9 protein-coding genes are annotated in these 12320 nt (G+C 72.8%); all 9 read right to left on the bottom strand.

The genetic code is table 11. From position 1 onward, the window contains the following. The 9 genes from G9272_RS40560 to G9272_RS40520 all read right to left on the bottom strand — a co-directional run bounded on the left by G9272_RS40560 (position 1) and on the right by G9272_RS40520 (position 12230). Positions 1–1278 carry an ABC transporter substrate-binding protein gene (locus G9272_RS40560; protein WP_171401198.1) on the bottom strand — a complete coding sequence of 426 codons (1278 nt, stop codon included), beginning with the start codon at positions 1276–1278 and terminating at the stop codon, positions 1–3. Continuing rightward, on the bottom strand, positions 1275–2387 hold the full coding sequence (locus tag G9272_RS40555; protein WP_171401197.1) for a branched-chain amino acid ABC transporter permease: 1113 nt from the start codon (positions 2385–2387) through the stop codon (positions 1275–1277). Before G9272_RS40555 ends, G9272_RS40560 begins: the two co-directional genes overlap by 4 nt. Then, entirely contained in the window at positions 2380–3276 is an 897-nt protein-coding gene (locus G9272_RS40550) for a branched-chain amino acid ABC transporter permease (RefSeq protein ID WP_171401196.1), read from the bottom strand. The genes G9272_RS40555 and G9272_RS40550 overlap by 8 nt, the downstream gene beginning before the upstream one ends. Next, the gene (locus G9272_RS40545) at positions 3273–4163 is read right to left on the bottom strand and encodes an ABC transporter ATP-binding protein (RefSeq protein ID WP_171401195.1); all 891 of its coding nucleotides are present in this window, start codon (positions 4161–4163) and stop codon (positions 3273–3275) included. The genes G9272_RS40550 and G9272_RS40545 overlap by 4 nt, the downstream gene beginning before the upstream one ends. Next, positions 4160–4942 carry an ABC transporter ATP-binding protein gene (locus G9272_RS40540; protein ID WP_171401194.1) on the bottom strand — a complete coding sequence of 261 codons (783 nt, stop codon included), beginning with the start codon at positions 4940–4942 and terminating at the stop codon, positions 4160–4162. The genes G9272_RS40545 and G9272_RS40540 overlap by 4 nt, the downstream gene beginning before the upstream one ends. Before the next feature lie 1043 nt (positions 4943–5985). Then, on the bottom strand, positions 5986–7263 hold the full coding sequence (locus G9272_RS40535; protein WP_171401193.1) for an acyltransferase family protein: 1278 nt from the start codon (positions 7261–7263) through the stop codon (positions 5986–5988). Further along, complete coding sequence (locus tag G9272_RS40530; RefSeq protein WP_171401192.1) at positions 7260–9461, bottom strand: glycosyltransferase; 2202 nt, start codon at positions 9459–9461, stop codon at positions 7260–7262. Before G9272_RS40530 ends, G9272_RS40535 begins: the two co-directional genes overlap by 4 nt. Positions 9462–9683: 222 nt before the next feature. Then, positions 9684–10376 (bottom strand): hypothetical protein, encoded by a 693-nt coding sequence (locus G9272_RS44835; RefSeq protein ID WP_216377858.1) that lies wholly within the window; start codon positions 10374–10376, stop codon positions 9684–9686. A 522-nt stretch (positions 10377–10898) separates the two neighbouring features. Beyond that, positions 10899–12230, bottom strand: coding sequence for a PucR family transcriptional regulator (locus G9272_RS40520; RefSeq protein ID WP_171401191.1), 1332 nt, complete (start codon positions 12228–12230; stop codon positions 10899–10901). Positions 12231–12320: the final 90 nt, after the last annotated feature.

The following is a 12320-nucleotide window of genomic DNA, read 5'->3' as shown; positions in this document are numbered from 1 at the left end:
TCAGGAGCGGTTCGCCAGGTACTCCGTCACGCCCGGCGCCTCATGCGCGTCCTCCACGCCCACCAGGCCGCCGACCGCCTTCGCGTCCGGCTTGAGCACATAGGTCGACAGGGCGGCGGGCCGGGACACGTCGGAGAAGTCCTGCGGGGAGCCGAGTCCGGTGTCGACGCTCTTCTGCCCGCGGTGCGCCTTCACCACGTCCTCCCGGGCGAGGCTGCCGGCCGCGCAGGCCTTCTTCAGGTCGGCGCCCAGCAGTTGGGCGGCGTTGTAGCCGGACAGCACCCCGGAGTCCACCGGGGAGGCCGGGTACTTCTTCCCGTACGCGGTCACCATCTTCTGGACACCGGGCAGGTCCGAGCTGACGGCGGGCGCCGCGCTGACCACGTTCAGCATGCCCAGCAGGGCCGGTGCCGCGGGCGTCTTCAACAACTGTGGCGCGAAGCCGGGTGCGCTGCTGACGACGGGCACCTTCAGTCCGCGGGAGGCGGCGACACCGACCAGGGAGGCCGTCTGGGCCGGGCCGGCGCTGATCAGGACGGCCTTCACGCCTGCCTTGCTCAGCGCCGACACCTGAGCGGTCAGATCCGTGTCCGTCGCCTTGATCTTCTGCGGGACGATCTTCAGCCCGGCCTTTTCGGCCGCCCAGGTCGAGCCCTCCAGGGCGTTGGCGCCGTAGTCGCCCTCGAAGTAGACGTGTCCGATGGAGTCACCCTTGGCGAGGCCCTTGGTGCGGGTGAGGAAGTCGACGGCCGCGAGCATGTCGACGTCGTAGGTGGTGCCCATGACCTGGACGGAGTCCTTGCCCAGCAGGGAGGCCGCCCAGGCCTGCGGGAAGGTGAGCAGGTGGTCGCTCTCGATGTCGTCGAGGAGGGCGGCGACGACGGGGGATCCGATGACCTGCGGCAGCGCGACCACGTCCGGGGAGAGGTCGGCGTAGGCGGTGACCGCCTTCTGCACGTCGTAGCCATGGTCCTTGACGACGATCTCGACCTTGCGGTCGCAGATGCCGCCGGCCGCGTTGGTCTCGTCGGCCCACATCTGCTGGGCCTGCACGATGCTCTTGCCGAGGGTGGCGTAGGGGCCCGTCAGGTCGGTGAGGGCGCCGAGTCTGATGGTCTTCGCGGTCACCCCCGGGCCGGACTTGACGCCGTCGGCGCTGTCGGAGCCGCCGTCGCCGTCCGCCTTGGAGCTGCATCCGGTGGCCGCGACGAGCAGGGCCGCGAGCGCGGCGGCGAGAAGGGTTCCGGGGACGCGGTGTCTGTGGTGCGTGCGGTTCACGGGGTGGGCTCCTTGGTTCGGACGGCGGAGGCGGATGGACGGGTGGCGGGCGCCGGGGCCGGGTCGGCGGGGCGCAGACGGGTGCGGACGCGGCGGGTGATGCCGCGCAGTCCGTCGGGGGCGTACAGCAGGACCAGGACGATCGCCGCGCCGTAGAGGTAGCGGGCCGCCTCGGTCGGGCCCACCCCGCCTTCGGTGGTGCCGGGGGCGGTCACCAGGGGCAGCTGGTCGGCGTAACGGGTCATCAGCAGGGGCAGCGCGGTGACGAAGACGGCGCCCGCGGCTGCCCCGGCCACCGAGCCGAGGCCGCCGATCACGATCATCGCCAGGTAGTCGACCGAGAGGGCCAGGCCGAAGTAGTCGGGGACGACCCGCCGGAAGGCCAGCGCGAGCAGCACCCCCGCGAGGCCCGCGTACATCGACGACACGACGAAGGCCGCCGAGCGGTGGCGGGCGACGTCGACGCCCATCACCGCGGCCGCCGTCTCGCTGTCGCGCAGGGCCGCGAGGGCGCGCCCCGGGCGTCCGCGCAGCAGGCCGCGCGCGGTCCACCAGGTGACGGCCAGCAGCGCGAGGCCGAGGAACCACAGGCGCTCCTCGGCGCCGAACGGCACGCCGAGGACGACGAGTCCCGGGTCGTCGTCGGTGAAGGAGAACCCGCCGATGCTCAGCGGGGGCACGGAGCGGCCGTTGAACCCGCCCGTGACGGAGTCGGCGGTGAGCAGCACGTGGTGGCCCAGGAAGACCAGGGCGAGCGTGGCGACGCCCAGGTAGATGCCGCGCACGCGCCCGGCGACGGGACTGAACAGTCCGCCCGCCGCCCCGGCGAGCAGCACGGCGAGGACCGCGGCGAGCGCGGTCGGCAGTCCCGGGCCGGGTTCTCCGGCCAGCCAGGTGTAGCCGTAGGCGCCCACGGCGAGGAAGAAGGCGTGCCCCAGGGAGAGCTGGCCGGCGGTGCCGGTGAGCAGGCCGAGGCCGACGGCGCCGATGGCGGCGGCCATCGAGAACAGGCCGATGCGCAGCCAGAAGGCGTCCAGGTAGAAGGGCGGCGCGCACAGGAGGAGCGCGGCCAGGAGCACGACGGCGCCCTTGGGGATCCGCTCAGACACGAGCCGCTCCCTTCGCGCCGAACAGTCCGGTGGGCCGCACCAGCAGGACGGCCACCATGACGGCGTACGGGGCGACGTCGCCGAACCCCTCGCCCAGCACGTGCAGTTCGGACTGGTAGCCGGCTGCCAGGGCCTCGGTCAGGCCGATCAGCAGGCTGCCGGCCAGGGCGCCGGGTGGAGAGGTCAGGCCGCCGAGGATCGCCGCCGGGAAGGCCTTGAGGGCGATCTGACCGGTGGTCCGTTCCAGCCCGGGGGCGGGGAACGCGGCGAGGAACACGGCGGCCAGCGCGGCCAGGGCGCCGGCCAGGCACCAGGCGAGCATGCGCACCCGGCTGAGCCGTACACCCATCAGCGCGGCGGCCTCCGTGTCCTCCGCGGCGGCCCGCAGGGCGAGGCCCCAGGACGTGTAGCGGAACAGGGCGAAGACGGCGCCGATGGCGAGCGCGGAGACGGCGATCGCGGCGAGCCGGCTGTCGGCGACGGTCACCGAGCCGAGGCGGGTGACCGAGTCGCCCCACGGGTCGCCGAGGGGCAGCAGGTCGCCGCCGATGCGCCGGGAGAGGTCGGTGAGCAGCACGATGTCCACGCCGATGGTGACGATGGTCTGCACATGGGCGGCCTGCGGGTCGGGGTCGCCGCGCTGGAGCAGCAGCCGGTCGAGGGCTCCGGCGAGCGCCGCGGTCGCCAGGACGGCCACCGCGAGGGCGCCGGCGAAACCGAGGTCGTCGTGGAGGACGGCGACGAGGTAGCCGCCGAACAGCAGCAGCGATCCGTGGGCGAAGTTGAGCACCCCCGACGCCTTGAAGATCACGACGAAGCCGAGCGCTACCAGTGCGTAGACCGCGCCGAGCGCGAGCCCGGTGAGGATGCTGTCGAGGAAGGCGGTCATACGGGGTCCCCTTCGGAGTCGGTTTCCTCTTCGAGGGCGGTGCCCTGTTCGGTGGTGCCCTCCGCGGGGGTGTCCTCCCCGGGGGTGCCGAGGTAGGCGCGCAGTACTTCGGGATGGCGGCGGACCTCGTCGGGGGTGCCGTGGGCGATGCACCGGCCGAAGTCGAGCACCGTGACCTCGTCGGCGAGGCGCATCACGAGGCCCATGTCGTGCTCCACCAGCAGGACGGACAGGCCGAGTTCCGCGCGGACGGTGTCGATCACCTCGGCCGTCCGGGCGCGTTCGGCGCCGTTCATGCCGGCCACCGGCTCGTCGAGCAGCAGGACGCGCGGCTCGAGACAGAGGGCTCGGGCGAGCTCCACGCGTTTGCGGTCGCCGTACGACAGCAGGGCGACGGGCGTCTCGAAGCGGGCCGCCAGTCCGGTGAGTTCGGCGATCTCCCGGGCCCGGGCGAGGTGGGCGCGCTGTTCGCGCACCGCTCGGGGCAGCCGGAGGGCGGTCGCGGCGAAGCCCGCGTGGGAGAGGACGTGCCGGCCGAGCATGAGGTTGTCGGCGACGGTGCCCTCGGTGGTGACGATGTTCTGGAAGGTGCGGGCCACGCCGAGGGCGGCGATCCGGTGGGGCGCGAGTCCGGTGAGTGTCTCGTCGCCGAGCCGGACCTGTCCGGACGCCGGGCGGTACAGGCCCGACAGGACGTTGAAACAGGTGGACTTCCCGGCGCCGTTGGGGCCGATCAGGGCGTGCACGGAACCCGGGGCGACGGTGAACGACACCGTGTCCAGCGCGGTCAGGCCGGCGAAGCGCACGGTCACGTCCTGAACCCGGAGTTCGGGAGGTGCTGCCGCGAGACGGCCGGGAGCGGTGGCGGTGGTGGGGCGCAGGCTCACGCGGCCCCCTGGTCGCCCGCGTCGTCACCGAGGTAGAGGCGCCGTACCGCATCCGTGCTCGCGAGGTCGTCGGCCGGGCCGGACAGCCGGACCTCGCCCACTTCCAGGACGTAGGCGTGGTCGGCGAGGGACAGCGCCATGCCCGCGTTCTGTTCGACCAGCAGGACGGCCGTGCCCTGGGCGTTGATCTCGCGGATCACCTCGGCGATCCGGAACACCATGCGCGGGGCCAGGCCGAGGGAGGGCTCGTCGAGCAGGAGCAGCCGTGGCGCGGCCATCAGTGCCCGGCCGATGGCCAGCATCTGCTGCTCTCCCCCGGACAGCAGACCGGCCGCCTGCCGACCGCGTTCGGCGAGCACGGGGAACAGTGTGTACACGCGGTCGCGGGCCTCCCTGACCTGTTCGGGCGCCCTTCGGCCGAGGCCGAGGCCACCGGAGCGCAGGTTCTCCTCCACGGTCAGGCCGGCGAAGACCCGGCGGCCCTCCGGGACCTGGACGACGCCGGCCCGCACCGCCGCCACCGGGTCACGGCCGTCCAGGACCGTGTCTCCGTAGCGGACGAGGCCGGCCGTGACGGTGCCGCGGTGCAGGCGCAGGGTGCCCGACACCGCCCGCAGCAGCGTGGACTTGCCGGCGCCGTTGGCGCCCAGCAGCGCCACGACCGCGCCGTGCGGGACGGTCAGGGACACGGAGCGCAGGGCTGACAAGGCCCGCCCGTACGTCACGTCGAGACCCTCGACGTGCAGCGCGGGCCGCTCCTGCGGGGGTACTCCGGGCATCGCGGCTCCTCGGATCCGTACCGGCGGGCACGGAGTTTCGGGGGAAGGGGAGCTCACGACAGCACGACGGAGGAGGGGCGGTACAGGCACGGACGCGGGGTCGCTGCGCCACCCCAACGGGAGGTCGGCGGGGTTGTGCGGGTGCCCAGGGAGATGGGCCGCGGGTAGCCGCGGGCGGGCGGGGCCCGCTCCTCAGGTGAGCGGGCCCAGGACACCGTCTTCGTCGCCGATCCGGCGATGGCGGACGGGAGCGTGGCGATGCCCACAAGCCCGTGAAGGGGGTCTGTCCACCGGACTCTCGCGACGGCCCTTGAGGCGGGTGCCGGAGACGACGGGTGACTCGCCGGCCTGGCCGAGCCCAGCAGCCCTGCGGGCCGGGCCGGCCCCGGGCCGCGGCGCGGGCCGCGGGCCGCGGGTGTGGGTCGCGGCGCGGGTCGTGGGTGTGGGTCGCGGCGCGGGTCGAGGGTCGCGGCGCGGGTCGTGGGCCGCGGGTGTGGGCCGCGGGTCGCGGCGCGGGCCGCGGGTGTGGGTCGCGGGTCGCGGCGCGGGCCACGGGTGTGGGTCGCGGGTCGCGGCGCGGGCCACGGGCCGCGGGTGTGGGCCGCGGGTCGCGGCGCGGGCCGCGGGTGTGGGTCGCGGGTCGCGGCGCGGGCCACGGGCCGCGGGTGTGGGCCGCGGCGCGGGTCGCGGGCCGCGGGTGTGGGCCGCGCCGCGGGTCGAGGGCCGCGGGTCGCGGGTGTGGGTCGCGGCGCGGGTCGCGGCGCGGGTCGAGGCGCGGGTCGCGGGTCGCGGGTCGCGGGTCGCGGGTCGCGAACGGTCCCCCCGTCGGCGCACTTCGGGCATCATGCCGCTCGGCCGCCGTTGCTCAGCCCGTCCACGTCCGGCTGGCTGCGGATCGCCGGCGGACACGCCCGGCGCGGCCGGTCGCTGTCGACGTGCCGTTCGTGCCGTTCACGCCTTTCGTGCCGGTGGCACGGAACGCGGAACCGAAACGGGTGCCGCCGCACACGGCGGCGGCACCCGTGATCATCGGTCCGCGGTCCCTATTTCGCGCGTCGCGCCTTGCTCTTGCGGCCGTCGGGCCACAGGCGTGGCTTCCTCTTCGCCGCGAGGTCCTCCATCCAGCCGGTCGCGAGGATCATCACTCCGATGAGGGGCCAGACCAGCGCGAACATCCACAGCATGTACGTGGAGTCGAGGGTGGCCGTGGCGCTCCGGCTCTCCATGAAGGGGAGCCCGTACGCCAGGTCGATGATCGGGACCGTGGCCATGATCAGCAGGTTGTGCCACAGGTAGATCGTGACGGCGCGGTTGTTCGAGAGCGTGATCAGCCTGTCCCAACGGGCCAGTCCGCGCGGGAGTTCCTGCCACGAGGGCGAGTACTGGAGCAGGATCACCACGAACCCGAAGGACCAGGCGGCCTGGGCCAGCGGGATGTCGTTGAGGTCCCAGCCGTCCGGTCCCAGGTGCCCCGAGGCCCACCACAGGCCGAAGGCCATCACGAGTACGGAGCAGGAGACCGCCGCGTAGCGGGGTATCCGCGCGAGCAGCCCCTCCTGGTGGGCGAAGCCCAGGACCCAGCAGCTGCCGTAGACGGCGAAGTCGCTGACCGCGTTGCCGGTCTCGCCGGGTATGGACACCAGGCCGGTGCCCACCACCGCCGTCAGCGCGAGCGGCGCGAACAGCGTGGCCCAGGGCGCTCGGCGGAACGCCCGGAGCAGCAGCGGCGAGGCGAGCACGAACCACAGGTAGGCCCGCAGGTACCAGAGCACACCCGCCGCCTGGACCGCCCAGGTGTTCTCCAGCAGGCCGGACTTGGAGCCGATGTCCCAGGGGAACGGAGGCGCGCCCAGCGGGACGATGTAGTTGAGCAGTTCGACGACGCCCAGGGCGCCCCCGTGGTCGGGGTCCTTCAGCGGGTTCCAGCCGCCGGCGAACATCAGCGTCAGGACGGCCGCGCCGAACAGCCACAACGGCGGCAGCAGTCGCCGGACGCGGTCCCGGATCACGCCCAGTGGCGGACGCTTCAGCGAGCGCGCCATCAGCGAGCCCGCCAGGGCGAACATGACGCCCATGGACGGGAACAGCACGGTGAGCCAGGCCCAGCCGAACAGGTGGTAGACGACCACACGGACCAGGGCGATCGTGCGCAGCAGGTCGAGGTAGCGGTCGCGTCCCGGCTTCTTCGCGCCGATCGTGCCCCCGGCCCCGGCCGTGGCGGGTGGTTCCGGGAGGCCTTGCGCGGTCCGCTGCTGAGGGACGCCGAAGGCCGGTGTCCGGTCGGGACCTGCGTTCGTCCCGGTCGGGTAACCCTGGGTCATGCGACGGGCCTCCGGTCGTTGGTGCTGCCGACGTGCTGACGAGGCGCCGGGCCGCCGGGCGCCTCGACGGCGCCGGTGCGGCGCAGCTTCTGCCAGCGCAGCCGGCCGCCGGTGAGGGCGGTGATCCAGGACTGGAGCAGCACGACGTACATGAGCTGGCGGTAGAGGATCTGCTGGAGGGGCAGCGAGATCAGGTGGGTCATGCGTTCGCGGTCGAGCCGGAAGGCGTAGGCCGCGCACACCGCCTGGACGGCGAGGACGCCCAGCCAGGCCACGATCGTCTTCTGGGTGGGACCGAAGACCACTCCGTAGAGGAGGAAGACGTCGATGAGCGGGGCCAGCAGCGGGGCCAGGACCATGAACAGCGAGACGAACGGCAGACCCACGCGGCCGAACCGGCCGGACGGGCCGCGCTCGAAGACCGCCCGGCGGTGCTTCCAGATCGCCTGCATGGTGCCGTACGACCAGCGGTAGCGCTGGGACCACAGCTGCTGCACGGACTCCGGGGCCTCGGTCCAGGCGCGCGCCTTCTCCGCGTAGACCACCTTCCAGTTGTCTCGGTGCATGGCCATGGTGATGTCGGTGTCCTCGGCGAGCGTGTCGTCGCTCATGCCGCCGACCCGCTCCAGGGCCGTGCGCCGGAAGGCGCCGACCGCGCCGGGGATGGTGGGCATGCAGCCCAGGACGTCGTACATCCGGCGGTCGAGGTTGAAGCCCATCACGTACTCGATGTGCTGCCAGGCGCCGATCAGCGAGTCCCGGTTGCCGACCTTGGCGTTGCCGGCCACGGCGCCGACCTTCGGGTCGCCGAAGGGCTGCACCAGTTCGCGGACGGTGGACGGCTCGAAGACCGTGTCGCCGTCCATCATCACGATGAGGTCGTACCGGGCGTTGGCGATGCCCCGGTTGAGGGCCGCGGGCTTGCCGGCGTTGAGCTGGCGGACGACCCGGACGTTCGGCAGGCCCATGGCCTCCACGATCAGCGCGGTGCCGTCGGAGGAACCGTCGTCGATGACGAGCACCTCGATGGGGTGCTCACTCGCCATCAGCGAGCGGACGGTGTTCTCGATGCACTTGGCCTCGTTGTACGCCGGAACCAGCACCGACACCGGTTCGGTGACCGGCGGGCCCCAGCCGAATCCGGGGCGGCGCACCCTGCGGGCGTGCAGGGCGGACAGCAGCAGCATGAGCACGAACCGGCTGATGACCAGGACACCGATCACCGAGAGGCCGACCACCAGTACCCCGGTGATGTTCTCGGCGGCCCCGACGAGGAAGATCCACGCCTTGCCCTTCCACAGGTCGAGGCCGGTGACGGGGGTGTGTGCGCTGGGCGCGCCGAGGGCCTCGGTGAGGTTCTCGAACTCGTAGCCACGGGACTTCAGCTCGGGCAGGAACCGGTCCAGCGCCTGGACCGTCTGGTGGCGGTCGCCGCCGGAGTCGTGCATCAGGACGATCGCGCCCTCGCCGCCCTTGGGCGTGGCGCGCCTGATGATCTCCTCGACGCCGGGCTTCTTCCAGTCCTCGCTGTCGGTGTTGTTGACGACGGTCAGGTAGCCGAGTGAGCCGATGTACTCGGTGACCGGCCAGGACTTGTCGTCCATCGCGTCGGCGAAGGACGAATACGGCGGACGGAACAGCGAGGTGCGGATGCCCGCCGCGCCGGCCAGCGCGAGCTGGTTCTGCGACAACTCCCAGGAGATACGTTTCTGCGACTGGAAGGACAGGTCGGGGTGGTTGAAGGTGTGCAGGCCGACCTCGTGGCCCTCGTCGACCATGCGCTGGACCAGGTCCGGGTAGCGGGAGGCCATGGTGCCGGTGACGAAGAAGACGGCGTGCGCGCGGTGCTTCTTGAGCACGTCCAGGACCTTGGGGGTCCAGACCGGGTCCGGGCCGTCGTCGAAGGTCAGGACCAGACGGTGGTCGGGCACCTCGCGGCTGGCGCTGCGGCCGCCGCGGCTGTCGATGACCGGGCCACCGTCCAGGATCTCCTCGGGCACCTTGTCGGCGGCCGCCTCGGGCTGGACGCGATGGTCGGCGAGGATCTCGCTGTGGACGTAACCGCGCACCATCAGCATCGCCATCATGGCGACGAGGACGAGGCTCGGCAGCATCAGGCGCATCGGTACGCGGCGGCGCCGGGCGGCGCTGTCACGGGCCGCGGCTGCGGCCCTGCGACGGCGGGCGGGGAATGCCATCGGAAGGTGTGCTCCAGAACGGGACAGGAAGGGAAGTGAGCGGGGCTGAGCGGAGAGAAGTGAGCGGGGGGAAGTGAGCCGGCGGGGCCGAGCGGAGAGAAGTGAGCGGGGGGCCGAGCGGAGAGGAGTGAGCGGGGGGGCCGAGCGGAGGGGCTGGGCGGAGGGAAGGGAGCGGGGGGCCGAGCGGAGGGAAGTGAGCGGGGGCGCCGAGCCGAAGAGGTGTCAGCCGACGGAGGACACGGAGTTCGCCTCGCCGACGATCTCGCCGGTTCCCCCGGTGTCCTCGACGGCGCTCGGCGAGGCGCTCCCGCCACTGTCGGGCTGGCTCGCCTCGGGCGAGGCGACGGCGGAGTCCGACGCGGCCGGGCTGGCCGCGGTCGCCGTGGCGGTGGGGTTCACGGTCGTCGTCCCGGTGGACGCCTCGGGCAGCGCGGACGCCTCGAGCCCGCCGGGGCTCGCGGCGGCACCGGGCACGTCGGTGGCGCCACCCATGGACGATGCCGTCGGGACGGAATCCGACGAGCCCGCGTTCGGCGCGGCGCTGTCCGAGCCCGAGGGGCTCTCCGAGACCGCCGGCACGGACGAGGTCTCGACCTTCCCGGCGGGCGTGTCGTCGTCCTGTCCCGGCAGGGGCAGCCAGGGTGCGCTGGAGTTGCCGGAGACGAGAGTGGCGACGATGACGAGGGCGTACACGGAACAGGCGACGCCGACGGCCACGCCGAGCCGGCGCAACCGGCGGCTGCGGCGACCCGACTCGTCGACGAAGACAGGTGTGCCGGGGGCGGCCTGGGATTCGTGCCGGCCGCCGAAGGCACCTGCCGTGGACGCCGGGTCGATGCCCGCGAGCTGGACGGTCAGTTCGTCCGCGTCGTGGAGGGACTCGGCCGTGCCGACGTCCGTGAAGACCGGGTACACCGCGGTGCCGCCGGACAGGGGGGCCGTCGCCTCGGTGCGCGCGGAACCGGGTTCGTTCGCGGCCTCCCAGAAGCTGCCGGCTCGTACCCTTCTCGCCTGAATGCCGGTTCTGCGCCCGGCGAACAGAGTGCCGTCGGGCCCGGATGTATCGTCCGACCCTTCAGGTTGGGCGTCATCCAGCCAATGTTCCACTTACCCAACCCCCACGAGACTGCTGCGGGGGTGCGCAGACGATGTCAAGCACACGCCGACCGGACCAGGCCCCACCTGGTCCGAGCGCCCCCCAAATAGTTGATGCTTGGACCGTGACTATAACTCACCTAGTGAAAGCGTGAAATTTGTGTCAGAAGTGTGAAGAAGTTGGTCTGATGACGGTGACTGAAAATGATCCTCGCACAATCGTCCGGCACGGATGCATACCCATCTCACAAGGCGGACGAGATACGCGGGTGACGCATCGCCGACTGATCGGTGATTCGGGTCATCAGCCGTTTGTCGTGCCATAACACCGACGGCCGGTGCTCAGCGGGTGCGCAGGCCCCGTGCCGTCAGGGCGAGGCTGATCTCCACCAGGTCGGCCGGCCGGGACAGGGAACGGCCCGTCAGCTGCTCGTAACGGCGCAGCCGGTTGAGGACGGTGTTGCGGTGGCAGTACAGCCGCTCCCCCGCCCGCTGGGCGGAGCCGTCGCAGGCCAGCCAGGTAACCAGGGTGTCGAGCAGGACGGCCTCGTCGGCGGGTTCCAGACCGCTCAGCGGCCCGAGCATCCGCTCGACCAACGCCGCACCCAGGTCGGGGGTGGAGACCACCAGTGCGGCCGGGAGGTGCTCGGTCAGCCGGATCGTGCCGCCGGTCCGCGGGCACATGTCCAGCGCGATGTCCGCGAGGCGGCGAGCGTCCCCGACCGCGGCCAGTCCCGACACCGCCGTGCTGACCCCGGTCCGTGCGCTGCCGTGAGCCGACGGGACGGCGGACGGCGGGCACTGCGAGCGGGAGTCCGGACTCCCGCTCTCACTCCCGACCTCGCCCTCGCCCTCACCCCCGCCCTCACCCAGGAGGACGATGCCGTAGTCCACCTCCACCCCCGTGTGCCAGTACACGCGCCTGCCTCGACCGTGGGCGGCTCGGGCCCCGGCGCCGTCGGAAGGACAGCCGGCCGTCACCGCCACGACGACGTACCGGCCCTCTTCGGGGAGGTCCAGCGCGTGGGCGGTCTCGGGCAGGTCCGCGATCCGGCTGGCACCGTCGAGCAGGGCGCCGGCCAGCACCCGCAGCCGGTTCTCGCGCCGCCACGCGAGCTGCCGTTCGACCTGCCGGTAGGCGTCCGCGACGAGGGTGCAGTGCTCGTCGACGAAGTTCCACACGTCGGCGGCGATGTGCACGAGCAGCCGCACGTCCTCGGGAGCCGTGCGGCAGGTCTCCTCGATGAGGCCCTGCCACACCAGGGACCCGCCCAGCCGGAACGCGTGCAGCAGGGCGTCCAGCGGGAGGCCCTGCTCCGCGCGGGTCGCGCCGATCTTCCACGAGCAACGGCGGGCCGCGTCCCGGCTGCCGCGCGGGTCGATCAGCGAGGACACGCTGTGCCGCAGCGAGCGGTGCACCTCCTGCCAGGTGGCGGCGGGATCGCTCGTCACGGCCGCGCGGTAGGCGGGCTCCTGGTCCTGGAGCGCGGCCACCAGCCGGTCGGTGAGATCGGCCAGGTCCGCCAGGAGCACCCGGGCGGCGCGGTGCAGGACCCGGAGGGCGTCGGCGTCGATCAGCGACCGGACGTGCGGCGGATGCGGCCGGGGTCCGGGGGCCGCCGGTGCGCCGGCCGCGGGTCGGAAGACGGTCCGTGACCGTAGGGCCTGATGCATCGCGGTCCTCCCCCGGGGCAGTGTCCAGCCGTCCGACTCGTCCTGCCACGAAGGATGGCATACCGTCCGGTCGGTCCCTAGGGGTGTGCA

The organism is Streptomyces asoensis (genome assembly GCF_013085465.1).
In the GTDB taxonomy this organism is placed as follows: domain Bacteria; phylum Actinomycetota; class Actinomycetes; order Streptomycetales; family Streptomycetaceae; genus Streptomyces; species Streptomyces cacaoi_A.
The sequence above is the reverse complement of the archived record's forward strand: the minus strand, read 5'-3'. Positions and strand labels throughout refer to the sequence as shown.

Excerpts from the sequence above, each read along its gene's own strand:
- G9272_RS40550 (WP_171401196.1), bottom strand. The coding sequence starts at position 3,276 with ATGACCGCCTTCCTCGACAGCATCCTCACCGGGCTCGCGCTCGGCGCG.
- G9272_RS40540 (WP_171401194.1), bottom strand. The coding sequence starts at position 4,942 with ATGCCCGGAGTACCCCCGCAGGAGCGGCCCGCGCTGCACGTCGAGGGT.
- G9272_RS40535 (WP_171401193.1), bottom strand. The coding sequence starts at position 7,263 with ATGACCCAGGGTTACCCGACCGGGACGAACGCAGGTCCCGACCGGACA.
- G9272_RS40530 (WP_171401192.1), bottom strand. The coding sequence starts at position 9,461 with ATGGCATTCCCCGCCCGCCGTCGCAGGGCCGCAGCCGCGGCCCGTGAC.
- G9272_RS40520 (WP_171401191.1), bottom strand. The coding sequence starts at position 12,230 with ATGCATCAGGCCCTACGGTCACGGACCGTCTTCCGACCCGCGGCCGGC.